General features: G+C 61.9%; 27 protein-coding genes and 1 pseudogene. 17 read left to right on the top strand and 11 right to left on the bottom strand.

Features of this window, described 5'->3' with window-relative positions; genetic code table 11:
• Window positions 1–99: 99 nt before the first annotated feature.
• The 3 genes from VGO04_RS10805 to VGO04_RS10795 form a co-directional block, all read right to left on the bottom strand.
• Window positions 100–1,068, bottom strand: a complete 969-nt coding sequence (locus tag VGO04_RS10805; RefSeq protein ID WP_327495954.1) for a FecR family protein — start codon at window positions 1,066–1,068, stop codon at window positions 100–102.
• Between the two features lie 220 nt (window positions 1,069–1,288).
• Window positions 1,289–2,524, bottom strand: a complete 1,236-nt coding sequence (locus tag VGO04_RS10800; protein WP_327495953.1) for a hypothetical protein — start codon at window positions 2,522–2,524, stop codon at window positions 1,289–1,291.
• Window positions 2,524–2,841: a hypothetical protein gene (locus VGO04_RS10795; protein WP_327495952.1), complete on the bottom strand. Its 318-nt coding sequence runs from the start codon at window positions 2,839–2,841 to the stop codon at window positions 2,524–2,526. Before VGO04_RS10795 ends, VGO04_RS10800 begins: the two co-directional genes overlap by 1 nt.
• 153 nt (window positions 2,842–2,994) lie before the next feature.
• On the opposite strand from VGO04_RS10795, the gene uvrB reads away from it, so the two are divergent.
• The 6 genes and pseudogenes from uvrB (at window position 2,995) to VGO04_RS10765 (ending at window position 9,724) form a co-directional block, all read left to right on the top strand.
• A complete protein-coding gene (uvrB, locus tag VGO04_RS10790; protein ID WP_327495951.1) occupies window positions 2,995–6,000 on the top strand; it encodes an excinuclease ABC subunit UvrB in 3,006 nt (1,001 codons plus the stop codon).
• 98 nt (window positions 6,001–6,098) lie between these two features.
• A complete protein-coding gene (locus VGO04_RS10785; protein WP_327495950.1) occupies window positions 6,099–6,305 on the top strand; it encodes a hypothetical protein in 207 nt (68 codons plus the stop codon).
• Window positions 6,236–6,712 (top strand): annotated as a pseudogene (locus VGO04_RS32945) (excinuclease ABC subunit UvrB); the annotation flags it as partial. The gene VGO04_RS10785 and the pseudogene VGO04_RS32945, both read left to right, overlap by 70 nt.
• A 512-nt stretch (window positions 6,713–7,224) precedes the next feature.
• Window positions 7,225–8,178 carry a retron St85 family effector protein gene (locus VGO04_RS10775; protein ID WP_327495949.1) on the top strand — a complete coding sequence of 318 codons (954 nt, stop codon included), beginning with the start codon at window positions 7,225–7,227 and terminating at the stop codon, window positions 8,176–8,178.
• 3 nt (window positions 8,179–8,181) lie between these two features.
• Window positions 8,182–9,150 (top strand): retron St85 family RNA-directed DNA polymerase, encoded by a 969-nt coding sequence (locus VGO04_RS10770; RefSeq protein WP_327495948.1) that lies wholly within the window; start codon window positions 8,182–8,184, stop codon window positions 9,148–9,150.
• Window positions 9,151–9,355: 205 nt separating this feature from the next.
• Window positions 9,356–9,724: a hypothetical protein gene (locus VGO04_RS10765; protein WP_327495947.1), complete on the top strand. Its 369-nt coding sequence runs from the start codon at window positions 9,356–9,358 to the stop codon at window positions 9,722–9,724.
• Here VGO04_RS10765 and VGO04_RS10760 read toward each other — a convergent pair.
• Window positions 9,721–10,074, bottom strand: a complete 354-nt coding sequence (locus tag VGO04_RS10760) for a helix-turn-helix domain-containing protein (RefSeq protein WP_327495946.1) — start codon at window positions 10,072–10,074, stop codon at window positions 9,721–9,723. The genes VGO04_RS10765 and VGO04_RS10760 overlap by 4 nt on opposite strands.
• 163 nt (window positions 10,075–10,237) lie before the next feature.
• Between VGO04_RS10760 and VGO04_RS10755 the strand changes: the two genes are divergently transcribed.
• A complete protein-coding gene (locus VGO04_RS10755; protein WP_327495945.1) occupies window positions 10,238–11,122 on the top strand; it encodes an NAD(P)-dependent oxidoreductase in 885 nt (294 codons plus the stop codon).
• A 275-nt stretch (window positions 11,123–11,397) separates the two neighbouring features.
• Here VGO04_RS10755 and VGO04_RS10750 read toward each other — a convergent pair whose 3' ends face one another.
• Both VGO04_RS10750 and VGO04_RS10745 read right to left on the bottom strand, forming a co-directional pair.
• Complete coding sequence (locus tag VGO04_RS10750) at window positions 11,398–12,132, bottom strand: LssY C-terminal domain-containing protein (protein WP_327495943.1); 735 nt, start codon at window positions 12,130–12,132, stop codon at window positions 11,398–11,400.
• A 185-nt stretch (window positions 12,133–12,317) separates the two neighbouring features.
• Entirely contained in the window at window positions 12,318–12,956 is a 639-nt protein-coding gene (locus VGO04_RS10745; protein ID WP_327495942.1) for a J domain-containing protein, read from the bottom strand.
• A 591-nt stretch (window positions 12,957–13,547) separates the two neighbouring features.
• Here VGO04_RS10745 and VGO04_RS10740 point away from each other — a divergent pair.
• Entirely contained in the window at window positions 13,548–13,760 is a 213-nt protein-coding gene (locus VGO04_RS10740; RefSeq protein WP_065774817.1) for a cold-shock protein, read from the top strand.
• 120 nt (window positions 13,761–13,880) lie between these two features.
• On the opposite strand, the gene VGO04_RS10735 is transcribed toward VGO04_RS10740, so the two are convergent.
• Both VGO04_RS10735 and dusA read right to left on the bottom strand, forming a co-directional pair.
• Window positions 13,881–14,198, bottom strand: a complete 318-nt coding sequence (locus VGO04_RS10735) for a hypothetical protein (protein WP_327495941.1) — start codon at window positions 14,196–14,198, stop codon at window positions 13,881–13,883.
• Between the two features lie 73 nt (window positions 14,199–14,271).
• The gene (gene dusA, locus VGO04_RS10730) at window positions 14,272–15,369 is read right to left on the bottom strand and encodes a tRNA dihydrouridine(20/20a) synthase DusA (protein WP_327495940.1); all 1,098 of its coding nucleotides are present in this window, start codon (window positions 15,367–15,369) and stop codon (window positions 14,272–14,274) included.
• Window positions 15,370–15,663: 294 nt separating this feature from the next.
• Here dusA and VGO04_RS10725 point away from each other — a divergent pair, with 294 nt between their 5' ends.
• From VGO04_RS10725 to VGO04_RS10690, 8 genes are all read left to right on the top strand, one after another.
• Window positions 15,664–16,047: a hypothetical protein gene (locus VGO04_RS10725; RefSeq protein WP_327495939.1), complete on the top strand. Its 384-nt coding sequence runs from the start codon at window positions 15,664–15,666 to the stop codon at window positions 16,045–16,047.
• 111 nt (window positions 16,048–16,158) lie between these two features.
• A complete protein-coding gene (locus tag VGO04_RS10720; protein ID WP_327495938.1) occupies window positions 16,159–16,281 on the top strand; it encodes a hypothetical protein in 123 nt (40 codons plus the stop codon).
• Window positions 16,282–16,464: 183 nt separating this feature from the next.
• The gene (locus VGO04_RS10715; protein WP_327495937.1) at window positions 16,465–16,857 is read left to right on the top strand and encodes a hypothetical protein; all 393 of its coding nucleotides are present in this window, start codon (window positions 16,465–16,467) and stop codon (window positions 16,855–16,857) included.
• 169 nt (window positions 16,858–17,026) lie between these two features.
• The gene (locus VGO04_RS10710) at window positions 17,027–17,215 is read left to right on the top strand and encodes a hypothetical protein (RefSeq protein ID WP_327495936.1); all 189 of its coding nucleotides are present in this window, start codon (window positions 17,027–17,029) and stop codon (window positions 17,213–17,215) included.
• A gap of 193 nt (window positions 17,216–17,408) precedes the next feature.
• Window positions 17,409–17,645 (top strand): DUF982 domain-containing protein, encoded by a 237-nt coding sequence (locus VGO04_RS10705; protein WP_327495935.1) that lies wholly within the window; start codon window positions 17,409–17,411, stop codon window positions 17,643–17,645.
• Between the two features lie 314 nt (window positions 17,646–17,959).
• Window positions 17,960–18,166: a hypothetical protein gene (locus VGO04_RS10700; protein WP_327495934.1), complete on the top strand. Its 207-nt coding sequence runs from the start codon at window positions 17,960–17,962 to the stop codon at window positions 18,164–18,166.
• Between the two features lie 243 nt (window positions 18,167–18,409).
• Complete coding sequence (locus VGO04_RS10695) at window positions 18,410–19,096, top strand: fumarylacetoacetate hydrolase family protein (protein ID WP_327495933.1); 687 nt, start codon at window positions 18,410–18,412, stop codon at window positions 19,094–19,096.
• 19 nt (window positions 19,097–19,115) lie between these two features.
• Window positions 19,116–19,646 carry a gamma carbonic anhydrase family protein gene (locus VGO04_RS10690; RefSeq protein ID WP_327495932.1) on the top strand — a complete coding sequence of 177 codons (531 nt, stop codon included), beginning with the start codon at window positions 19,116–19,118 and terminating at the stop codon, window positions 19,644–19,646.
• A gap of 52 nt (window positions 19,647–19,698) precedes the next feature.
• Here the strand turns inward: VGO04_RS10690 and VGO04_RS10685 are convergent, their stop codons facing one another.
• The 3 genes from VGO04_RS10685 to VGO04_RS10675 are packed head-to-tail and all read right to left on the bottom strand — an operon-like array spanning window position 19,699 to window position 21,822.
• Window positions 19,699–20,094 carry a Fur family transcriptional regulator gene (locus VGO04_RS10685; protein ID WP_327495931.1) on the bottom strand — a complete coding sequence of 132 codons (396 nt, stop codon included), beginning with the start codon at window positions 20,092–20,094 and terminating at the stop codon, window positions 19,699–19,701.
• Complete coding sequence (gene znuB / locus VGO04_RS10680; protein WP_327495930.1) at window positions 20,094–20,924, bottom strand: zinc ABC transporter permease subunit ZnuB; 831 nt, start codon at window positions 20,922–20,924, stop codon at window positions 20,094–20,096. Before znuB ends, VGO04_RS10685 begins: the two co-directional genes overlap by 1 nt.
• Entirely contained in the window at window positions 20,917–21,822 is a 906-nt protein-coding gene (locus VGO04_RS10675) for a metal ABC transporter ATP-binding protein (RefSeq protein WP_327495929.1), read from the bottom strand. Before VGO04_RS10675 ends, znuB begins: the two co-directional genes overlap by 8 nt.
• A 184-nt stretch (window positions 21,823–22,006) precedes the next feature.
• On the opposite strand from VGO04_RS10675, the gene znuA reads away from it, so the two are divergent.
• On the top strand, window positions 22,007–23,026 hold the full coding sequence (znuA, locus tag VGO04_RS10670; protein WP_327495928.1) for a zinc ABC transporter substrate-binding protein ZnuA: 1,020 nt from the start codon (window positions 22,007–22,009) through the stop codon (window positions 23,024–23,026).
• The last annotated feature ends 174 nt before the right edge of the window (window positions 23,027–23,200 follow it).

Raw genomic sequence — 23,200 nt, 5'->3', positions numbered from 1 at the left:
CCGACATTTCTGCACATCGCGCGCGAAAGCGTTCGGGGCGCATCTGGCTTTGATGTTCGCGCTCAGGCAAGCCAAGCGACGGACGCCTGCACCACACCTTCAATCACCACTTGGGGCTTGATCCCCCGGCGTTCCCTGATCCTGGCTCGGCTGATCTCCGCCACCTGAATTTTGCGGTCCCGGATCGCCGGGGGTGTCGGTTTGCGGCCCCGGATCACCGGGGTTTTCCGGCTGCGGTCCCGGGTCGCCTGGGTTCTCAGGCTGTGGACCGGGATCGACCTTCGGCGGCGGGTCTTCCTGGCGCGGCTTTTCCTCGACCTTTGGTGGCGGCTTCTCTTCGCGCGGCTTCTCTTCGACTGGCGCGGGTCGCTCGGAATTGGTCCCCTCGAACTGCGCGGCGCGCAAGCCACAACCGCCCCCGACCCAGCCGATCGCGCCCGACAGCCGTTGCCCGCCAGACAGGAACGGCAGCGCCTGGGCGTTGCCGAGCGTCTTCAGCGTGTTGCGGGTAACCCGTGTCGGTTCGGTGGCCCGGCGGCCGGGCTTGGCAACGACGCAATCGCAGCGCTGGGTCAACTGCCGGCAACCGCCGGGGCCACAGAAATCCGCCGCCCCGCTGAGCAGCACCACCGCGGTGGTGCCATCCGGGCCGACAAAGAAGTCGAAGGCGGTGCCGCGCACGCCGATCGTGCCGGCCGGCGTGACGATCTCGTAGGCGGAGTGGCCGGATTTGCCGCTGATCCAGCGGAACGTGCCCTTGGCGGCCATGATGGTGAGCTTTTTCACCGACTTCTTGTCGTCGTAGACGAACTTGTCGATGACGACGGACGAGCCCCAGCCGACGGCAAGCTTGGTGCCGTCTTCAAAGACGAACTGTCCGAGCCCGGATTTCGAAGTCGAAATCCGTTCATCCTTGTAGACAGGGTCCCTGACCGCGATCGCACCGCGCGCACCACTGACGGCAGTCCGGATTTCCACCGCCTTGCCCACCGGTTCGGCGGCAAACAGCGATGCCGGACCAAGGACCACGGCACAAAGCACGAGCGCGGCACCACGCAAGCAGAACATGGCGCCCTCCAAAGAAATATAATTATCACGTGGCCGGCTTTGGTGTCTTGTCGCCCATTCGGCGTAACCCAGCGTCAGGCCATAACCGTGAGGGTTAGGCAGAAGAACTCAGCGGCATTGGCCGGTTCATCAGCCCGGTCCGGTCGTATCGTATTGATGCAACGACGTTTTGCGCGACGACCGGCTGGATGTGGGCCAGTCCCGCCGACCCGGCGTGACATCATAAGGGCCGCGTTCCGCTACACGCGTTTGTGTCGCGCTCCCTGGTTTCGGCGCTCGCGGCCTTTGGCTGCTGCTCGCCTGCCGCGCCAATGCGGCTGAGGAGCTTGGCGACCTCCAGCAAGGTCACGAAGTCCGAGAGCATCGGCATGACCTTGGCCTCGGTCATCTCCCGATAGATGTTCGGCAACTCGAAGAAGTCGTGCCTGGACGGAAGCATGACAATGCAGCTGTCGACGTCGAGCGCCAGACGAACGACGTCATCGTCGAAAGAACTGGAGAGGAACGCGATCGCCTTGGCCACCTGGTCGATCACGTCGGCAGCGGCCGCCAGATTGTCGGTGACGAACTCGTGGCTTTCATCGAGCGCCGCCCGGCCGCTCAGGATAGCGCCATGCGCATGCCACAGCTCCCTGACGTCATCGGCAGACAGCGGGTAGAGATCCTTGCTGACCCTGGCACTGAACCCGCTTTCAAACTGTCCCGGCAGACCGCCCTTCTTGCGCGCCACCAGCCACCCCGGGAATGGGGTGTCGAGCTTGACCTCCAGGACAACCCCGCGAAACTGGCCGACGACGGAGCTCGGTGCACCACGCTTCTGAAGTCCGAGACGGGCCTCGCACAGCGAGAAGGAAACGCCGTCGAAAGAGCCGTCGATGATGTCATCATAGCCAGCAACGTCGAACGCCACGAGATCCAGACGCGCGAGCGAAGCGGCAACGTCGGGTGTTCCGCTTTGCCTGAATTGGAAACCATCGACGAAGCCGAAGATCGCCGGCAGCAGGACATCCTGTGTGCGCTGAAGCCTTTGCGAGACCGTTTTGTTGATCTGAGCCCATGCCCAGAACATGCCCGCCAGAGGCAGGAGCACCAGGTACTCAGCGAGAGAGATTGAAAGAGAAAACATCGCATAGGCACAGCAAAGGACGCCGGCGGCCGATCCACCACCAATCCAGACCCGCCGCCACCACAAGTCGGCGATGACGCTCCTGCGCTCCGCATTGTGTTCGGCAATCACGGCCCTGACCTTCGCAAGCACCTCCGCGTTCGGCAAAACCTTGGACATTTTGTGGTCCAGCGGCTCCGTCTGCGTCATGACCGCACTCCCATCCCTTCCCTCATTCAACTCCCCCCGACAACCCGGCGCAACATCCTGAAACGCACCCAGACGACCCAGCAAATCGAGGCATTCAGCCGTGTCTCGCGATGTCCGCTCGACATCAATGCGCGCGACCATCACAGGAACGATGCCACGCAAACCCCGACAAAAAGACCGGCCATCATCACGGCAAGGCCGACCCATGCGCGCTTCACCTTGAGCGGTACCAGGCCCGCGGCGATCAGCACGACGATCGACGCCAGACCGGTCGCGATATAGGCCGCTTTGCTCTGATACCGCCAGCGATCCGCCACCGGCCCCTCGCTACCCCAGGGGTAGCAATCACTCTGGGAGCCCGGCTGGCTACATGGGTAGCCTCCGATCGCATCGAGAACATCGATGCTTTGCACAACCACGAGCGCTGCGATGATGAGTTGCGCCCCCATCTCGAGCATCGTCGGTCGTCTTTTGTCACGGTAAGTTCCCCTGGACCGCAACAACCCTGGCGCACCCTCCGAAGATTCGCAACCGACGAGGCATTAAATGTTGCCTTTTTGTACTCACTCGCCCCCTTTTCTTTCGACCGGACTCTCTCCATATTCCCCGCCATGACCAAAGCTCCGAAGAATGCCCCGCAGAAGCCCTCCTCCCCGTCCGGTTTCGAAGAAGCGCCGCAGGCGCCGTTTTCCGGTGCGCCGCTCAGCGGCAACGTCTCCGACTGGGTGAAGCAGCTCGAGGCGGAAGCGGAAGCCACCGCCTTCGAAAGCCAACGCCAGATCGCCTCCAAGGCCGGCAAGCACCGCAAGACGGTGGAGATCGCCGCCTCCAAGGCGGCGCGCAAGGCTGCGGGCGCGGATGACGAGGCACAGCCGAAGAAGGCCGGCAAGAAGGGCAAGGTCGAGATCGTCGGCAGCAAGTCGGCCCGTGGCACGTCAATGGGCGGCTCGACCGACCCGAAGACCCGCGCCGCCGCCGGCCTCAACCCGGTCGCCGGTCTCGACGTGTCGCTGGAGGACGCCGACAAGCTGACCTCGAAATCCGGCGTCACCGCCACGGTCGAAGCGCTGTCAGCGCTGATCGAGAGCGGCAATCCCCTCTTCAAGGACGGCAAGCTCTGGACGCCGCACCGCCCGGCACGCCCGCCGAAATCCGAAGGCGGCGTCGAAATCCGCATGGCGTCGGAATACCAGCCGGCCGGCGACCAGCCGACGGCGATCGCCGATCTGGTCGAGGGCCTGAATTCCGGCGAGCGCAGCCAGGTGCTGCTCGGCGTCACCGGCTCCGGCAAGACCTTCACCATGGCCAAGGTGATCGAGGCGACCCAGCGCCCCGCCGTCATCCTCGCACCGAACAAGACGCTTGCCGCCCAGCTCTATTCCGAATTCAAGAACTTCTTCCCGGACAACGCGGTCGAGTACTTCGTCTCCTACTACGACTACTACCAGCCGGAAGCCTATGTGCCGCGCTCGGATACCTTCATCGAGAAGGAATCCTCGATCAACGAACAGATCGACCGCATGCGCCACTCGGCCACCCGCTCGCTGCTCGAGCGCGACGACTGCATCATCGTCGCCTCGGTCTCCTGCATCTACGGTATCGGCTCGGTCGAGACCTATACCGCCATGACCTTCCAGATGAGCGTCGGCGACCGGCTCGACCAGCGCCAGCTGCTCGCCGACCTGGTGGCGCAGCAGTACAAGCGCCGCGACATGGATTTCCAGCGCGGCTCTTTTCGCGTGCGCGGCGACACCATCGAGATCTTCCCGGCCCACCTGGAGGATGCCGCCTGGCGCATCTCCATGTTCGGCGACGAGATCGACGCCATTACCGAGTTCGATCCGCTGACCGGGCAGAAGACCGGCGACCTGAAGTCGGTCAAGATCTACGCCAACTCGCACTATGTCACGCCGCGCCCGACGCTGAACGGCGCCATCAAGGCGATCAAGGAAGAGCTGGTGCATCGCCTCGCCGAACTGGAAAAGGGCGGCCGCCTGCTCGAAGCCCAGCGGCTTGAGCAGCGCACCCGCTACGACATCGAAATGCTGGAGGCGACCGGCTCCTGCGCAGGCATCGAGAACTATTCGCGCTACCTCACCGGCCGCAATCCCGGTGAGCCGCCGCCGACGCTGTTCGAATACATCCCCGACAACGCGCTGCTGTTCATCGACGAAAGCCACGTTTCCGTCAGCCAGATCGGCGGCATGTATCGCGGCGACTTCCGCCGCAAGGCGACGCTGGCCGAATACGGCTTCCGCCTGCCCTCCTGCATGGACAACCGCCCGCTTCGCTTCGAGGAATGGGACGCGATGCGCCCGGATACGATCGCCGTGTCTGCGACGCCCGGCTCCTGGGAACTGGAACAGTCCGGCGGCGTCTTTGCCGAACAGGTCATCCGCCCGACCGGCCTGATCGACCCGCCGGTGGAAGTGCGCTCGGCGAAAACCCAGGTCGACGACGTGCTTGGCGAAATCCGCGAGACGGCGGCCGCCGGCTACCGCACGCTGGTCACCGTGCTTACCAAGCGCATGGCCGAGGACCTCACCGAATACCTGCACGAACAGGGCATTCGCGTGCGCTACATGCACTCCGACATCGACACGCTGGAGCGCATCGAGATCATCCGCGACCTGCGTCTCGGCGCCTTCGACGTGCTCGTCGGCATCAACCTTCTGCGTGAAGGCCTCGACATCCCCGAATGCGGCTTCGTCGCCATCCTCGACGCCGACAAGGAAGGGTTCCTGCGCTCCGAGACCTCGCTGGTTCAGACCATTGGCCGCGCCGCCCGTAACGTCGACGGCAAGGTCATCCTCTATGCCGACCAGATCACCGGCTCGATGCAGCGCGCCATGGACGAGACCAGCCGCCGCCGCGAAAAGCAGATGGCCTACAACGAGGCCAACGGCATCACCCCGGAATCGGTGAAGGCAAAGATCTCCGACATCCTCGACTCGGTCTACGAGAAGGACCACGTCCGCGCCGACATCTCCGGCGTCGCCGGCAAGGGCTTTGCCGACGGCGGCCACCTCGTCGGCAACAACCTGCAGGCACACCTCAACGCGCTCGAAAAACAGATGCGCGACGCCGCCGCCGACCTCGACTTCGAAAAGGCCGCGCGCCTCCGCGACGAAATCAAACGCCTCAAGGCCGCCGAACTGGCAGCGATGGACGACCCGATGGCGCGCGAAGAGGCGAAATCGCAGGAGGGTGGCAAGCGGTCCGGCTCCTCCCCGGCATCTCCATCCTCTCCGTCATCCTCGTCCTCGGGTTCAACCCGAGGATCCAAGCCCACGGACGACAAGTCCCTCTTCCAGAAGCCGTCCCTCGACGACATGGGCCCGGGCACCGACACGGAAACCCCACTGTTCCGCAAGCCCGACCTCGACGAAATGGGCCGCGATGTCGCCACCCCCGCCGGCGCGGACAAATCGCTGTTCCGCCGGAACACCCTCGACGAAATGACCGTCGGCCGCACCGAAAAGCCGGTGGTCGGTCATGTGCCGGAGAAGCCGATCCTCACCCGGGCGAAGCCGGGTGTGGGCTCCTATGAGGATCCGGCGGACCAGAAGCGGCAAAAGGGGCGGACGAAGGGGAAGACAGGGCGGCCGGGACGGTGAGATAGAACTTCGACGGAGGGGTTTGCATAACGAACGCAGAGAAGCCGGATCAATCTCCGCAAACTGATCGATTGAGAAGCGCCGCTGCCGTTGTCGGGATGGTGTTAATCGGCCCAGTCTTCGCCGGCTTTGTGATATCGCGTTTCATCGCGGGTGAGCTGCCCGGCCACCATACGCTGACCGCCGCCGAACACCCAATCCTGTTTTATTTGATAATCTCGGCGCTAGGTTATGGCGCCTTCAAGACGACGCAGCTCAGCCTCTTGTTCGTTCTCGGCCACTTCGGCGGCCGCTGGAAACGTTAGAGGTAGGCGATAAGAGGTCGGGCAAGGGCGAGCCCAGCACAATCCCCCCCCCTGTGGGGAGATGTCCGGCAGGACAGAGGGGGGTAAGCCCTCCTCCTCCCCAGAAACCATCTCTCGACGACATGGGCCCGGGCACCGACACAGAAACCCCGCTGTTCCGCAAGCCCGACCTCAACGAAATGGGCCGCGACGTCGCCACTCCCGCCGGCGTGGACAAATCACTGTTCCGTCGGAAAACGCTGGATGAAAAGACCGTCGGCCGCGCCGAAAAACCTGTTATCGGCCACGTGCCCGAAAAACCGATCCTCACCCGGGCGAAACCGGGTGTCGGGTCCTACGAGGACCCGGTGGATCAGAAGCGGCAGAAGGGGCGGACGAAGGGTAAGACGGGGCGGCCAGGGCGGTAGTTAATCTAGAGCGGGCCTCGCAATCAGAGAAGGTCACGTGGTTCGGGCGCGGAACGTTCGCTCTTCAACAGAAACGCGCTGGAGCAAATGATCGTTGGTCGCACCGAAAAGTCGGTGCCCGCCCATGTTCCGGAAAAACCGATCTCACCGGCACTTTTGAAGACCGGTGGATCAGAAGCGGTAGAAGGGCCGCACCGAAGAGAGGGCGGAGCCAGGATGGTAAGATCATGCCCGCCAGCCAGCAATCTCGATTTAATCCACAAGTAGTTAAAGCGCTGACCGCAACCGTCTTGCGCTGGGCCGTGCGAACGACGAAAATCAGATTGACTCGAATCAGGCTACAAAAGACTATGAATTACTTACGCGATTGGCTTCATGGCTCGGTCGGGCGTTTCGCTAGACCTCAATCGATTGACCGCTTTTATTCGGCTCGGAAGGATATGCGATCTATCCGTCCGATAAATCGGTCGCTCCGCTCGGACAGCTCACATTTCCTTCCGAGCCTTAGGTAAGTGATTGATAGCCTCGAAATAGAGAGCATCTTAACACTGATAGACCCGAACAACATTCGGGTCTATCAGCCAACCTCTATTCTATTCGTTTGCGGCGGGACGATTGATCCAGCAGTGCAACCTCCGCCTTCGTTGCGCGAAGCCTTTATGCGAGTCGCGCACGATAAACCGTTCGATAAGTACAACGCCGTTCTGGCTGAAGGTCTTAATGCCTTTTTCCCAAAAGGCACCTACCGAGACTTGTTAACCCTCGAATCTGATATCGCTCAGATATCTAGCTTAATCTTAGTTTTTTCTGAAAGTTACGGCAGCGCAGCCGAACTTGGCGCTTTTGCTGTGCTTCCAGAGATCTCTCAGCGGATGCTCGTTGTAGTTGACGACAAGAGATTTGAAGAAAACTCGTTTATCAAGCTTGGCCCCCTCCTTTCCTTGCAAAATTCAATTGGAGAAAGTGCTGTTTGCGTGCTTTCACGCAAAGATATTGGCGTTGAAAGAATAGATCGGCTCGATAAGTTAGATATAAAAGAATTTACATACATACTAGAGCAATCCATAAAAGAACGAACAAGAGAGATACCAAATCATTCTACATTTAACAGAGATAACAACGGACATTTAATAAAACTTATCGTAGGATTAATACAGCTTTACGGCGCATTGACTTTTGATGAAATAGACGTTGCCTTATATTGCCTGGGAATAAATTGCAACAAGGAAAGAATACTAAACTTCCTTGTTTGCGCGGATTTTGCGGAGTGGATCTCAAGTACAAAGCGAGGCTTTCGAACCTTCTATGTTGCAAAGGCTCAGAAGATGGCTGTGAAGTTCCAGGCCAAACCCGGGATGGACTTAGATCGGGTGCGTTGGCAAGCAACAATAAGAGAGCACTGGAAAGAGACTGACAAGACGCGTTTCAACTGTGTGGTCGAGTTTGCCGAGCTCGCAAAAGGCTGAAGAATGAGCGAAATAATAGACAAGCTTGTTGCGGCGAGCGGTTTACATCACATAGCAGTTCGACGCATCTTGGTGAGCGCACCCCAAAGATATAAAGAATTTACTATCGCCAAGAGAAATGGCGGGCGACGAAAAATCGCACAACCCGCGAAGGAACTTAAAATACTCCAACGCGCATTTGCCTCTGAGTTTCTGTCCGATCTGCCCATACACGAAGCAGCGACTGCTTACCGCGCGGGAAGTTCCATCCGAGACAACGCGTCAAAGCACGCAGGCTTCGGGCCGATTCTCAAAATGGATTTCAAAGATTTCTTTCCTTCGATAAGCGATAGAGACTGGTGCGAATACTGCCAAAAGAATAAACTTTTTGAAGACCCTCAAGAACGAAGACTATCGACCCTTCTATTGTTCCACAGGCCTAAAGGCGGATCGAAACTTCGCCTTGCTATTGGCGCCCCATCATCGCCGATGCTGTCTAATATCCTGATGTTTGACTTTGACAAACATATCAGTGAGTTAGTTGCATTGGACAAAGTTCGATACACACGATACGCGGATGATCTGACGTTCTCGGCACCCAGAACGGGACATCTAACTGGTGTACGAAAAGCCGTTTCAAAAGCGATCAATTACGTAGAGTTTCCAAATTTGAAAGTAAACAGGGAGAAAACAACTTACATAACTACGAAATATCACCGCAGCGTGACCGGCTTGACTCTGGCCAATGATGGGCGAATCACAATCGGAAGGGACAAAAAGAGAGAAGTTCGCGCTGCCGTTCATAGTTTTACGTTGGGTAAGCTCGACGGTGAATCGATCGAACGGCTGTACGGATACATTTCATTCATCCATTCCGTGGAGCCCGAGTTTATTGATGTTTTAAGTAAAAAGTATGGGGTCAATGCGATACAAAGCCTGCGTGACGCAAGTGCCGCCATACGTCAGGCACGAGACACAGACGCTTACATTTGACAAGCACCCGCCAGCCACTCCCCTTGCCGCCTCTCCCATTCCCCGCTACAACCACACGATGATCAAGACCGCGCACATCGCTGCCACCTATTATGCGACGTCTCCATAGGGAGCGGCGCGTTTCGATCATGCTTTGAAACAAGCCGCCGTCAGGCGGCTTTGTTTTGTTCAGTGCTCCCTGGCGGCATAGCCATGGAGAGTACCGATGACACAAACAGACAATCCCACCGATGCCTTTGAGCCGCGCTCGGATATCACCCGGACGCTGGTCGAGCGCGGTTATGTCAACCAGGTGACCGACCTTGCGGGCGTCGACGGCGACTTTGCAGCCGGGATCGTGCCTGTGTTTGCCGGCTTCGATGCGACGGCGGACAGTCTGCATGTCGGGCATCTCATGCCGATCATGCCGCTAGGGTGGCTGCGGCAGGCCGGCCACAAACCGATCGCGCTGATCGGCGGCGGCACCACGCGGATCGGCGGCCCGAGCTTTCGCTCAGCGGCCCGGCCGATGCTTTCTGAGCAGGGTCACCGACGCTGCGCCTGCGCAGCCGCTGTGGCCTTTTCGTGCCTTTAGCCGACGGCAGCCACCCTCGCCTCCGGCCGCGTCTCCCCGTTAGCGCCGAACTTCTCGCCCCACTGACACAGCGCCTCCGCCGCCATGTTCAGCGCCGCGCCCCGCTCCGTCAGCGAATAGACCACCTTGGGCGGCATCTCCGGATAGGTGGTGCGGGCGACGAGGCCGTCGGCTTCGAGTTCGCGCAGTTGCTGCGCCAGCATTTTCTCGCTGATCGCCGGGATCGCCTGGCGCAGGCGGCCGAAGCGGCGGGCCGCCTTGCCGAGTTCACAGAGAATATCCACCTTCCACTTGCCCTCGATCGCCCTCAGCGCGGTCGCAAAACCGCAGTTTTCCATGGCATCCGTCACTCAAACCTCCCTTACTTTGGGGTAAGCGCTTACCGACGGGTGCGTATTGCGCCCCGGTTCTCTCACCTTACGTCTCTGCCGCGACGACAACCGCGTCGCGTCGGAAATCGAAGCGGGACTGGCACACAGAAGCCCTCCCGCGTCCTGGATATGGAGACTGGGAATGCGACCTGCAATCAGCGTTTTGGGAATGGGACGGATGGGATCGGCACTAGCGCATGCGCTCATCAAGGCCGGATACCCGACAACGGTGTGGAACCGCACGGCGGCAAAGGCAGCGCCGCTTGCCGCCGCCGGGGCCGAGGTGGCGGCAAGCGTGCGCGATGCCGTCGCCGCGTCCGAGGTCGTCATCGTCAATGTCAGCGATTACCAGGCGACCGAAAGCCTTCTGCGCAATGGCACCGTCGCCGCCGCCCTCAAAGGCAAGCTGGTCATCGAGCTGACCTCCGGCACGCCTGACGGCGCACGCGAGGCGCAGGCCTGGGCCGAGCGGCATGGCCTGCGCTATCTCGACGGCGCCATCCTTGCGACGCCCGATTACATCGGCACAGAGGCCGGTACGCTGCTGGTCTCCGGCCCGGCAAACGTCTTCGAGCACAGTCGGGCGGCCCTTGGCGCGCTTGGCGGCAATGTCCAGTTCATCGGCGAGGATCCAGGCCTTGCCAATGCGCTCGACAGCGCCGTGCTGGCGCTGATGTGGGGTGCTCTGTTCGGCGGCCTGCAGGCGATCGCCGTCGCGCGCGCAGAGACGATCGATCTCGGCGTGCTCGCCAAGCAATGGGCGGCAACTGCACCTGTCATCGATGGCCTGGTTTCGGACCTGATCAAGCGCAGCGCCGCCGGACGCTACGCCGCCGACGGCGAAACGCTCTCCTCCGTCTCGCCGCACTATGGCGCCTTCCACCATCTGGTCGACCTGATGAAGGCGCGCGGCATCGACCGGACGATTACCGACGGCTACGAGGCGGTGTTCCGCCGCGCGATCGACGCCGGCCACCTGCACGACGATTTCGCGTCACTGTCGCAGTTCATGGGCCAGCCGGCTTGAAGGCGGTGGGGCGCGGCGCAGCCATCGGCGGCCGCGCCTTCCGCAGGCGTACGCGCCGTCGCGAGCTTGATCGCAAGAGTGCGATGGCACGCATTCTTTTACTACCCTGTTCCTGTGCTTGTCACAGGAACCCTGCCGCCCCGCATCGGCGGAGGGAGGGGTTGGCCTTCCAGAGGCAAAGGCCGCATGCCGGGATCACACTTCACTCCGTGCAACACGCGGTTGCTGAAACCCATGACGGGCACTGGAAATGAGGCTGGAGAGAGCGGCGAGCTTCATTTGACAGTCGCCACACCGCTTCCTCCAGTCACAGGCTTGAGGACGCCGACCAAAGCCTTGCCGTCGGTGAAATAGGGATCGCCGCCGCCGTTGCGGCCGGTCTTGGTCGCGCCGATGCCGGGGATCTCGTAGGTCGACGACACCTGCCCGGCTTTCTGGAGGTCATCGATGACCAGATTGCGTTCGGCGTCGAGATCCGGGCCGATATGGTGGGTGATCTGGCCGGTGTCGTGGCTGAGGCCCACGCCGCGATCAAAACTCGCCGAACCGAGCCAGAGCGGACCGCCGTCTTCCGCCGGCGTCGCTGTCTGCCAGAAGCGGACATGGTTGCGCTCGTCGGCGCTGCGGCCGACGGGCTTTTCGAAGGCGAGATCCTGCTTGCGGCCGTCGTAGAACAGCGGACTGACAGGTGCGTCGAGATCGGGGCGATCGAGTACGACGCTGAGGCCGATGTCGACCGACGACCGCAGCGTAACCCGGTCGGCAGCGTCCCACCCGGCAGCGGCAAAGGCCCGGATGACCTGCTCCCTGGAGCCGACCAGCCCGACATTGATCGGATCGCCGGCAATGCCCTGCTCCGTCGATGTCACCATCGGATTGAGCGGAACCTTCCTGTTGTCATCATGGACGATCCAGAGTTCAGGCACCAGGAAGTAGCTAAGCGCGAGATAGGCGGCGAGCGCCACCGCGAGAAGGAGAAAGGCTGCCCGCATGTTCGAGCGCCGGCTCATGCCACGCCTCCAGGCTCCGACGAGGATCCCGGCCAACCGGGATAATATGGAGACTATGCCACCGGCAGGGACGGCTGCCCAGCGGCGCGACGAAGCAAACGTGGCCGATCAACGCCGGCAGTCATGCGGCCATGCGGCCGCGTGACCTGTTGCCATCGTCCCTGTGTACGGAGAGGAAGCGCGCCCTATTCCGCGGCGTGTGCCTTTATTTCCAGCGCTTCCAGCTCGTAGGAGTAGCCCTCCAGCATTTCATAGGCCTGCTCGATGGTCTTGATCTGCTCATCGGTGTTCTTGATCGCCTCAGCGATCGAGCGCGAGCGGGCGCGCAGCATCGAGCCGAGCACGTCGGTCTCCGGCCGGCGGCCGAGACGGTCGAGATGCTTGCGCACGCGGGCGCGATGGCGCTCAAGCTCGAGGATATGAAAGCGGCTCTTGACGATGTCGTCGGAAAGCTTGCGGCGCATGGCGGCAACAGGGTCGAAGCTGCCGGGCTCGCGCTCGTCGAGAATGAAGTCGTTGACGAGCGTTTCCAGCATCATCAGGCCCTTGAGGTCGCGCGCATCGGCGAGCTGCGGATCATAGCCGGTATCGTCATAGACCTTGCGGCGCACCGGATCCTTCAGCAGTTCATAGGCCACCTGCAGCCGCGCAAACTGTTCTGGATCGCCACCGGAATCCGGATGCGCCGATTTCGCCGCCTTGCGATAGGCGTTGCGGATCGCCTGATTGTCGGCGTCCCGCTCCAGTCCAAGCATTTCGTAAGGGTCGATCACGCTGTCCCCTCTTTGTCCTACACTTCCGCCAACCGACAGAACCGGCGGCATTCTCTGCGATGCAGTCGTCCGGCCAAGCCGACCCGGCCTTACACCCCGTCACCCGCAACGCGGCCATGGCTACGCCATCGCCGACGAAGACGGAACCAACTTTCGGTAAAACCTGCGCTTTATCCCGGGGATGCGCAAGCTTATCCAAGGAAACAGATCCCCCGGCCCCGCGCAGAAAAGTGCCGCGCCGGCCCCTGTTGGCGGCGCGCACGTTCGGTTGCGCTCGGGACGAAATTGTGTCGGGAAGCGGGCCGTCCCGGGTTTTTCTGGAGACAAGCCAAGGGATGGTGAAGAACGCGTCGAACCCTCCGGGAACGCGGCCGCGCCGTGCCTTGACGCGGCGTACAAGGCTCTTGCCTTTTTTCACAAATCCTGTCACTCCTTGCGCCGTTCGGGCGATTTCTATCCCGGAGACTGGACTTTCACATGGCCTCGGCTTCGTGCCGGGACCGCCGGCAGCGGCACCGTAGACGTCTTTTCCCCGAATCGTGACCACTCGACGCCTTTCCGCTTGCAAGCGGAAGACGAGATGCCCACATCCCCACGGGGGCGCGGGCACCGCAATTTGACTGAAGGAAAAGGACTTCTTCCATGGCCACTAAGGGCACCGTAAAATTCTTCAACCAGGACAAGGGCTTCGGCTTCATCACGCCGGATGGCGGCGCGAAGGACGTGTTCGTACACATCTCCGCCGTTCAGGCCGCTGGCCTCGCAACGCTCAAGGATGGCCAGCAGGTCACCTTCGACACCGAGCCGGATCGCATGGGCAAGGGCCCGAAGGCCGTCAACATCCAGGCTGCCTAAGCCGGATCGTCCAGTCGGACACAGTTTTGGAAACGGCGCTCCGCAAGGGGCGCCGTTTTCGTTTGGGATTTTGCAGCCTGCTGAAGACATGCCCGGGCGGCGCACCACAGCTTTCCCCGGCTACGGGTTCTGCCATCCCCAATCGTCGGCGTCCGCGCGCTCCGGAAACAGCTCCTCATAGGTCGGACACGAGACGCCGAAAGCAGCGACCTCGATTTCGTCCGCTTCGTCGAAGCAATCCTCGATCGCGACGCCCTCACACCGGATCATCGCGTCACCCAAGCTTACGCTGAGGTGGCTGTTTTCGGTGGCCATGTCACGATGATATGCGCCGTTTGGAAAGAATTCCCCGTAGATAACGCCCATCGAACGGTCGCCCCGCTCAAACGCCGTATGACCGATAAGCCGGCCACGGAAGTAGACGTCGAACCGTCGCATTCGCTGTACCCCAACGAATAAACGCCCACGGGAGCAGCCTTGCCCGGCGGGCGCAGCGCTTCGCTGGTCTTTCCTACTCCGCCGCCTGCTTTGCCGCCGTCGCCTCGAACACCGCGTCGAAGGCGGCGTGGATCACCGCAGGCCCTGCACCCTGGCGGGTCGCGTCGGAAGACAGGATCTGGCGGTAGCGCCGTGCGCCAGCCCAGCCCTGGAACAGGCCGACCATATGCCGGGTCACATGGATCAGACGACCGCCATTGGCGATATGACCTGCGGCGTAGTCGGCCATGGCATCCCGGACGTCAGCCCAGAAATCGAGGTCGAGGCGATGGCCGCGCTCGGAAAACGCAGCACCTTGATAGGTCACCGGCGCCGCCTCGCTCAACGGGTGCGGAAAATGTCCGTCGGCCGCCGTCAGCAGTGCGCTGTCGTGATAGGCCGCCCGGCCGAGCATGACGCCGTCCAGATACCGCAGCTCATCAAGCGCCTGGCCGAGTGTCTGAAGACCGCCATTGAGGCCGATGAAAAGATTGGGATTTTCCTGCTTCAGCCGGTGCACGAGACCATAGTCGAGCGGCGGGATTTCCCGGTTCTCCTTCGGGCTCAGGCCCTGCAGCCAGGCCTTGCGCGCATGCACCCACACGGCATCCGTGCCGGCATCGACGACCCGCGAGACCAGCGCGCGCAGCGCCACCTCCGGGTCCTGATCGTCGACGCCAATGCGACACTTGACCGTGACCGGGATTTTCACCGCAGCCTTCATCGCCGCCACGCAGGCCGCCACCGTCTCCGGCTCCTGCATCAGACAGGCGCCGAAAGTGCCCGACTGCACCCGATCCGACGGGCAGCCGACATTCATGTTGATCTCGTCATAGCCAAAGGCTTCAGCGATCTTGGCCGCTTCCGCCATCTTGGCCGGATCGTTGCCGCCGAGCTGCAACGCCACAGGATGCTCAGAGGCATCAAAAGCGAGCAGCCTCTCCTTGTCGCCGCGCAGGATCGCATCGGCAACAATCATCTCGGTATAAAGCAGCGCATGCCGCGACAGCTGCCGCGCGAAGTACCGGTAGTGCCGATCCGTCCAGTCGATCATCGGCGCAACGGCAAAGACCGGTGCGTTGAAATAGGAACGGTTGCCCGTGTTTCCGGGCTCTGCGCGGCCTTCTGCCATGCTCGATCAACTCTCGTTTTCTGGCTTTTCACGCCGGGGCCACGTCGTAGCCCGCACGGCGGATCTCTCAATCCTGGCACCCGCTTGGCGCCAAACGTCCCCAGGGGACGGCGCCTTATACAGCGCAACGCCAAAGAATGCGAGAGCGTCTTGGGCGACGCTCGCTCACCACCGCCATCCACAACCAGAAGCGCAATGACATTGCGAAGCGAGAAACCTTTAACGGATTGATATTGCAGCAATAGAGCACGCCGGATACAACCTGCGCGGAAAAATCAATCGCGGGAACAAACAATGCTGAAATACCTTCTCCTCGGACTGGCCGCCTTTTCGCTCTCCGGCTGCCAGCCGCCTGCTCCGGAATCCGTCCTCGCGTCGCAGCGACCGCCGACAGCGGCCGTGCGCAAAGAGTATGTCAATCTCGCCCGTAGCGTCGGCGCCAGTGGCGCGGTGCTCAAGACGGCCGAGATTTCGAGCGTCGTGCTGCTCGATCCCGGCGCGAAGATCTACGCCTTCTGTGTGCGCATGAGGGAAACGCGGATCCAGCAGCGGTTGCAGGTGAGCGGCTATGCCTTGCGCGATGGCAAGATCATCGACGCGAGCACCTACGATTCCCGCTGCAATGACAAGAGGTTGCGTTGGTACGACTTCCCGGAGCTGCGTTCCATGCGGAGCTGACGCGACCAGCCCCAGGCGGCGACGCCACCCGTCGCCGCCACGATAGTTTCCGATTTGTTAATGAGAATCACAGATTGTGCCGCCCCAACACAGTCCTCATCGGAGCGAAGCATGAGCTACGATTGGAGCGGCGCACGGCGCCGGCGCACAATAGCGACCATCATCGGCGCCGCCTTTCTGCTGCTGGCACTGGCCGCCACCGTGGCTGCTGCGGTCGCCAGCAATATGCTTTAGGCCGACACGTCCACATTGCCCACGCCCGCAGATGCGCGCGGCCCAGTTCGCTGAGGCCTATCGCTCTCTCTAAAACGCTCTTCTCACCCAATCGCCCGTTTGGTGGACTTGACGACGCAATCGGACAGGACTAGGGCAGCGTTCCTGTATCGTTACCGGTGGCAGGAACAAGGACGAAATTCTATGAAACGTGCGATCGCGGTTGTCCTTGCGCTTCTGTTGGCCGGATGCCAGTCGGTGGAACTGGAAACGCCCGAAGCCGCAAAGCCGAGACCCGTTGCGCCTTCCGTGCCGACGCTGTCCGGCGACGCCTTGCAGGCCTTCCTCGTCGGCAAGACGCTGCGCTACACCCTCAACGGCGTCAACTCCACCTTCTATGCCGACGGTCGCTACGGCTATCGCGACTACGAAGTGCGCGACGGCGGCAGCTACACGATATCAGGCGACGAGGTCTGCATCACCTTCGAGGACGGCGGGCGGCGCTGCGACCAGTATGCGCAGATCGGCCCCGACTATTACCGCATCGAGGAAGGCGGCCGCCGCACCAAGGTGGACCGCATCGTACCCGCAGCCTGAGATCGCCCCCGCGAAGTTCGGTCTGGCCGATCGAACCCCTCATTCCCGAGGGGTCCAATTCCCATGTGTTCTGCCATAGTCGAGCCAACGACCGGTAAAACACGGCGTGCGGGAGGAACAGGTGGCCCCTTTGCGTGCGACACAGTGCGTTGCCCTGTCCAGGGGGGACATGGAGCGACTGCAGCGCGTCTTCGATGCGCTTTGCCTCGAACAGGGATGGGCGCGTGACGGAGAACGGGCGCGCCGCCATGCCAGAATGCTGATCGACGACTATCTTGCCGGCAACACCAACGAGAAGCGGCTGCTGATTGCCGGTCGCGCCTTTGCCGAACGACTGCAACGCGGCGCCAACCTCTAGCATCCGGCGAACGAGCGCTGGCTGCCGACGACATTGCTGGTTGCGCCCTCGACGTCCGGCACGGAAAAGCTGCTTACAAATACGAACTCCTGCGTTACATTAGCAAAATGGACTGCTTGCGCCCTCAAGAGGAGCCAGGGAGCGGCAGTCGAAATGCCGATGTTCATTGAGACTGATCTCGAGGAGGAGACGCATGCAAGTCATCTGGAAACAGCCGATCGAACTCGACTTCGTCAGTGGTGATTGCCGCACGGTGAAGGGACCATCAGATGCCCTCGCCTGCCTGGCAGACCATTGGCCCCGCCGCGGCCCGTATTACGTCGCAGCCCGCAGCGCCTGCCGCGCCGCCATCGATGGCCGCCGCACGGCCGAGGAGGCCCGATCGCTGTTTATCTCGGCCGCTGAGGAAGCCGACCTGAATACCCATTGAGGCGCAGCCGGCGCGCCGGACAGGACTTGCCGCTGGGAGCGGCGACCGCTCGCCATTGGCGAGCGAGACGCAGTTTTTTGATTGAAGTCGCATTTCAAACATTCGTCGCGAAACGGGGCATTTGCCCATCTTCTGCATCATTTCGGCACATTATCGCCTGAACACGCATAAATTTCCCAGAAATGGTCAGATTTCTGTCGCGAAGCCTTCATTTCTCTGGCCTATATTCTGAGGTGCCTCACAAAAACCAATTTCGGAGCGTTTAGTCCCTATCAAGGGAATTTCAAAAAAAACGATATACGGGAGAGAACAGTATGAGCGAGAGCAATCTCTATCGCATCGTTGAAGTTACCGTGAAGCGTGAAGGTGGTCGCCGCGATATCGGCATCATGACCGTCCGCCAGGCCCTTGAGCTTCCCCAGGTCCCAAGCCTCGAATACAGCCACCCCGAGCTCAATTCGCGCTCGGACGGTCGCTTCCTGACCCGAGCCCAGCTTCAGGCCTACGCGCATTGCGCCTGAGCCTTCCGGTCGTGGCGCCCAGCCGGGTGCCATGATCCTGCGCGCCCGTCCGGGCGCGCATAGAGCAACCCTTTCTCAATCCTTCGTCTAATTTTTCCGCGGATCGATTCCGATTCGTGACTTTATGCAGTAACGTCCGGATTCTCCGCCGCCCGGCCTGACCGAAACCGGTTGACGAGGCGCGGCCAACCGCGGTGCCCTTGCCTGCGTCTTCGACAGGCGGGACCCCAATAACGGACGAACATGGACACCATCATCCCTCCTCCGCCGCCCGTCCTGCTGCCGATTTCCGGCAGCCTTGTCGGATTTCCGGTTCGCCGGGTCTATTGCGTCGGCCGCAACTACGCTGCCCACGCCATCGAAATGGGCCATGATCCCGACCGTGAACCGCCCTTCTTCTTCCAGAAGAACCCGGACAATCTGCTCGCCGCCGGCAACACCTTCCCCTACCCGCCGCTGACCTCGGACGTGCATCACGAGGTCGAACTCGTGGTGGCGCTGAAGCGCGGCGGCAGCGACATCGCCGTCGAGGATGCGCTGGACTGCGTCTACGGCTATGCGGTCGGCATCGACTTCACCCGTCGCGACCTGCAGGCCGAGGCCAAGAAGGCCGGCAAACCCTGGGCCGCCGCCAAGGCGTTCGAGCATTCCGCCCCGGTCTCGGCGGTCGTCCCGGCCGAAGCGGTCGGCCATCCGGCAAACGGCAACATCTGGCTGAAGGTCAATGGCGAGATGCGTCAACAGGGCGACCTCGACCAGATGATCTGGAAGGTGCCGGAGATCATCGCGGAACTGTCGAAGCTGTTCACGCTCGCGCCTGGCGACGTCATCATGACCGGCACGCCCTCGGGCGTCGGCCCTGTCGTGCGCGGCGACGAGGTGACCTGCGGCGTCGATGGCGTCGCAGCGCTCGCCGTCACCGTGCTGTAAGCGACCGAGGAGGCGAACGATGCCACTCTATGCCCTTGGATCCCGTCGCCCACAGACGCCGCCGGACGGCGGCTACTGGGTGGCACCCGACGCAAACGTCATAGGCCAGGTCGAAATCGGCGACGAGGTCGGCATCTGGTTCGGGGTGACGCTGCGCGGCGACAACGAACCGATCCGGCTCGGCGCACGCACCAATATCCAGGAGAACGTCGTCGTCCATGTCGACCCCGGTTTTCCGGTGACGATCGGCGAAGGCTGCACCATCGGCCATGGCGCGATCATCCATGGCTGCAGCATCGGCGAGAACTCGCTGATCGGCATGGGCGCAACGGTGCTCAACGGCGCCAAGATCGGTCGAAACTGCCTCGTCGGCGCCAATGCGCTGGTGACCGAGGGCAAGGAGTTTCCGGACAACTCGTTGATCGTCGGAGCGCCGGCAAAGGCAATCCGCACGCTGGACGAGGCCGCGGTCGAGGGGCTCAAGCGTTCCGCAGACCACTATGTCGAGAACTGGCGGCGTTACGCCGCCCAACTGACCCGCCTGGACTGAACCAGCCAGATGTTCGAAGGAAACGGTTCCGCCCCACCGGGCGGAATCGGCCTCAGGCGCAGCTCTGGCAATGGCCGCGGATCTCGATCGTGGTCTTCTCGGTCTTGAAGTTCTGCGCCCGCGTCAGCGTCGTCAGCCGCTGCTCGATTGCCTCGTCGTGAAACTCCGTCACCTGGCCGCAGCCCTCGCAGATCGTAAACGCGGTGACGCCGTGATCATGTTCGTGATCATGCGGGCACGTGCAGGCGACGAAGGCGTTCAGGCTCTCCAGCCGGTGCACCATGCCGTATTCCAGCAACTTCTCGAGCGCGCGGTACACCTGCAGCGGCGCGCGAAAGCCGTGATCGCGCAGCTTGTCGAGAATGGTGTAGGCGCTCATCGGCCCTTCGGAATGGCTGAGCGCATCCATCACCAGCGTCTGGTTCTTGGTCAGTTGCGGCGTAGCCATCAGTGGTGCCCTCCAGGCGTGGAATGATGCGCCACCTCGTGCTGGCGGCGGCCGATCGGTAGCAGACTCAGAACGAAAAGCCCAACGGCTGCAACGACGATAGACGGTCCCGACGGCGTATCCCAGTGGAGAGAGCCGAAAAGACCGCCGGTGACCGCAAGCGCACCGATGAGCGAGGCGAGCACGGCCATGACCTCCGGCGAGGTCGAGAAGCGCCGTGCCGTCGCCGCGGGAATGATCAGCAGCGAGGTGATCAGGAGAATGCCGACGATCTTCATCGCGATCGCGATCACCAGTGCCATCAACAGCATGAAGAACAGCCGCGTACGCTCAGGCTGCAGCCCCTCGGCTTCGGCCAGCTCCGGATTGACGGTGGAGGCCAGCAGCGGCCGCCAGAGATAGACGATGGCGAAGATGACGAGAATGCCGCCACCCCAGATGATGTCGATGTCGGATTCCGAGACCGCGAGGATGTCGCCGAAGAGAAAGCCGACAAGATCGATGCGCACCCAGGTCATGAAGGCGACGATGACGAGGCCGAAGGACAGCGCCGAATGCGAGAGAATGCCGAGCAGCGCATCGGTCGACAGCGCGCCGCGCCGCTGCAGGAAGAGCAAGAGCACCGATACGGTGGCGGCAACGATGAACACGCTCACCATCAGATTGAGTTCGAGAAGCAGCGACAGCGCCACCCCAAGCAGCGCCGAATGCGCCATGGTGTCGCCGAAATAGGCCATGCGACGCCAGATGACGAAGCAGCCAAGCGGCCCGGCCATGACGGCGATGCCGATGCCGGCGATCAGCGCGCGCACGAAGAAATCGTCAAGCATCGCGCTTCTCCTTGGCCTCATAGCCGTGCAACCGGGTGTGATGGCCGCAGCCGCAATCCTCGCCGTGGTCGTGCACGTTTTCTTCCTCGTCGTGGTGATGGCCGTCGCCGGGGTAGCAATGTTCGGTGATCGATCCATCCGCATGCAGCACCCGGCCGTCCGGCAGGTGCGTGTGGTCGTGATGGTGGCTGTAGACGGCAAGCGTATTGGCCGCCCGCCTGCCGAAGAGCTTCTGGTATTCCGGGCTCTGGCTGACGGCCTGCGGCGTGCCGCGGCAGCAGACATGGCCGTTCAGACAAACGACCGTATCGGTTTCCGCCATGACGATGTGCAGGTCGTGCGAGATCAGGAGAATGCCGCAACCCGTGCGGTTGCGGATCTGCTTGATCAGTTCATAGAGCGCGATCTCGCCGCTGAAATCGACCCCCTGCACCGGCTCGTCGAGAACCAGCAGGTCGGGCTTGCGGGCGATAGCACGCGCGAGCAGCGCCCGCTGGAACTCGCCACCCGACAGATGCTGGACTTCAGACTTGGCCAGATGCAGCACGCCGGTCGCCGACAGCGCCTCTTCGATCTCTCTGCCCTTGAGCGGGCCCGTCAGCGTCATCAGCCGCTCGACTGTCAAAGGCAGGGTCCAGTCGACGGCAAGCTTCTGCGGCACATAGCCGACTTTCAGGCCCGGCTTGCGCTCGACGTAGCCCTCATCCGGCTTCATGACGCCGATCGCGGTCTTTGCAGTTGTCGATTTGCCGGATCCGTTCGGCCCGATCAAGGTGACGATTTCGCCCGGGCTGATCGAGAACTCGACGCCGCGCACCAGCCAGCGGCCGTTGCGGCGCACGCCGGCATTGCTGAGATTGACCAGCGGCAGCGTTTCTGGGGAACGGACATTCAGCATCAAAAAATTCCCGATTGGGTGATTGCCACTGGCTATCGCACACGTTATAGCATAACGCAATTGATGTAATAACATTACATTGCTGCTTCAAGGCTTTCAACGGCCTGTTGCGGAGATAGTTCGCATGCCCGACAGCGTGCCTGGCCGGTAAAGCCAGGTGCGCCTTTCAAGCCCGGAGAACCCGATGAAATCGACTTCCGCCCTGCTTTTCGCCTCCACCATGCTTCTCGCTTCGCCTGCTCTTGCCGCCGGTCCCAATGTGGTGGTTTCGATCAAGCCGATCCACTCGCTCGTCGCCTCGATCATGCAGGGCATTGGCGAGCCGTCTCTGATCGTCGAGGGTGCCGCCTCCCCGCATACGTACAACATGAAGCCTTCCAACGCTGCGGCCTTGCAGGCGGCCAAAGTGGTGTTCTGGGTCGGTCCGGGTCTTGAAGCCTTCCTCGACAAGCCGCTCGACACGCTGACCACGGGCGCCACGGTGGTTGAACTCAGCGAAGCGCCAGGCATCGAGAAGCTGAAGTTCCGCGAGGGCGGCGCGTTCGAGGCGCACGACCATGGCCATGAGGGCGAGGAAGGACACGAGCACGCCCACGGCGACGCCGAGCAAGATCACGCCGCGGCGCCCGAAATGGGTGCGGCCCACGACCATGGCCACGATCATCATGACCACGGCCATGGCGATACCGACCTGCATATGTGGCTCGATCCCATGAATGCCAAGGCGATGGCCGCCGAGATCGAAAAGACGCTCGTCGAGGCCGACCCGGACAATGCCGGCGCCTACACGGCCAATCTCGAGGCACTGAACAAGCGGCTGGACGCGCTCGACGCCACGCTCAAGGAGACGGTGGCGCCCGTGAAGGACAAGCCCTTCGTCGTCTTCCACGACGCCTATCAGTATTTCGAGCAGCGCTACAACGTGCGCGTCGCCGGCTCGATCACCGTCAGCCCCGAGGTTCTGCCGGGCGCGGATCGCCTGTCGCAGATCCATGCCAAGATCAAGGAACTGGGCGCAACCTGCGTCTTCGCCGAACCGCAGTTCGAGCCGAAGCTGATCAATGTCGTGATCGAGGGCACGCCGGCGAAATCCGGCACGCTCGACCCGGAGGCCGGCACCCTCGACGGCGGGCCGGACCTCTATTTCCAGATGATGGAAGGCATCGGCACCTCGCTGAAGACCTGCCTCTCCTCGGCCAGCTGATCCGTCCTCCCAAGACGGTATCGGGCGGGCGCCCGTCTGGCGCCGTTGTGCTGAGCGCCCGCCCCTCAGCCGGCAAGACGTGGCATGACAAGCTTGCTCGCGGTTCCGCTGCACTCCGTCATCCTCGCCCTTGTGGCGGGGATCCAGCGACCCGACGCCATCAGGGTCAAAGGA

The organism is Ensifer sp., from assembly GCF_035999185.1.
In the GTDB taxonomy this organism is placed as follows: domain Bacteria; phylum Pseudomonadota; class Alphaproteobacteria; order Rhizobiales; family Rhizobiaceae; genus Ensifer.
Note: the sequence above shows the minus strand (reverse complement) of the source record. Positions and strands in the feature narration are given on the sequence as shown.

Coding starts and splice junctions, on each gene's coding strand:
- VGO04_RS10805 (WP_327495954.1), bottom strand. CDS start 1,068: ATGTTCTGCTTGCGTGGTGCCGCGCTCGTGCTTTGTGCCGTGGTCCTT.
- VGO04_RS10770 (WP_327495948.1), top strand. CDS start 8,182: ATGAGCGAAATAATAGACAAGCTTGTTGCGGCGAGCGGTTTACATCAC.
- VGO04_RS10800 (WP_327495953.1), bottom strand. CDS start 2,524: ATGGTCGCGCGCATTGATGTCGAGCGGACATCGCGAGACACGGCTGAA.
- VGO04_RS10705 (WP_327495935.1), top strand. CDS start 17,409: ATGCAAGTCATCTGGAAACAGCCGATCGAACTCGACTTCGTCAGTGGT.
- VGO04_RS10755 (WP_327495945.1), top strand. CDS start 10,238: ATGCGACCTGCAATCAGCGTTTTGGGAATGGGACGGATGGGATCGGCA.
- VGO04_RS10675 (WP_327495929.1), bottom strand. CDS start 21,822: ATGCTGAATGTCCGTTCCCCAGAAACGCTGCCGCTGGTCAATCTCAGC.
- uvrB (WP_327495951.1), top strand. CDS start 2,995: ATGACCAAAGCTCCGAAGAATGCCCCGCAGAAGCCCTCCTCCCCGTCC.
- VGO04_RS10795 (WP_327495952.1), bottom strand. CDS start 2,841: ATGCTCGAGATGGGGGCGCAACTCATCATCGCAGCGCTCGTGGTTGTG.
- dusA (WP_327495940.1), bottom strand. CDS start 15,369: ATGGCAGAAGGCCGCGCAGAGCCCGGAAACACGGGCAACCGTTCCTAT.
- VGO04_RS10740 (WP_065774817.1), top strand. CDS start 13,548: ATGGCCACTAAGGGCACCGTAAAATTCTTCAACCAGGACAAGGGCTTC.
- VGO04_RS10750 (WP_327495943.1), bottom strand. CDS start 12,132: ATGAGCCGGCGCTCGAACATGCGGGCAGCCTTTCTCCTTCTCGCGGTG.
- VGO04_RS10725 (WP_327495939.1), top strand. CDS start 15,664: ATGCTGAAATACCTTCTCCTCGGACTGGCCGCCTTTTCGCTCTCCGGC.
- VGO04_RS10745 (WP_327495942.1), bottom strand. CDS start 12,956: ATGCCGCCGGTTCTGTCGGTTGGCGGAAGTGTAGGACAAAGAGGGGAC.
- VGO04_RS10700 (WP_327495934.1), top strand. CDS start 17,960: ATGAGCGAGAGCAATCTCTATCGCATCGTTGAAGTTACCGTGAAGCGT.
- VGO04_RS10735 (WP_327495941.1), bottom strand. CDS start 14,198: ATGCGACGGTTCGACGTCTACTTCCGTGGCCGGCTTATCGGTCATACG.
- VGO04_RS10785 (WP_327495950.1), top strand. CDS start 6,099: ATGGTGTTAATCGGCCCAGTCTTCGCCGGCTTTGTGATATCGCGTTTC.
- znuA (WP_327495928.1), top strand. CDS start 22,007: ATGAAATCGACTTCCGCCCTGCTTTTCGCCTCCACCATGCTTCTCGCT.
- VGO04_RS10710 (WP_327495936.1), top strand. CDS start 17,027: ATGGAGCGACTGCAGCGCGTCTTCGATGCGCTTTGCCTCGAACAGGGA.
- VGO04_RS10715 (WP_327495937.1), top strand. CDS start 16,465: ATGAAACGTGCGATCGCGGTTGTCCTTGCGCTTCTGTTGGCCGGATGC.
- VGO04_RS10720 (WP_327495938.1), top strand. CDS start 16,159: ATGAGCTACGATTGGAGCGGCGCACGGCGCCGGCGCACAATAGCGACC.
- znuB (WP_327495930.1), bottom strand. CDS start 20,924: ATGCTTGACGATTTCTTCGTGCGCGCGCTGATCGCCGGCATCGGCATC.
- VGO04_RS10685 (WP_327495931.1), bottom strand. CDS start 20,094: ATGGCTACGCCGCAACTGACCAAGAACCAGACGCTGGTGATGGATGCG.
- VGO04_RS10765 (WP_327495947.1), top strand. CDS start 9,356: ATGACACAAACAGACAATCCCACCGATGCCTTTGAGCCGCGCTCGGAT.
- VGO04_RS10690 (WP_327495932.1), top strand. CDS start 19,116: ATGCCACTCTATGCCCTTGGATCCCGTCGCCCACAGACGCCGCCGGAC.
- VGO04_RS10695 (WP_327495933.1), top strand. CDS start 18,410: ATGGACACCATCATCCCTCCTCCGCCGCCCGTCCTGCTGCCGATTTCC.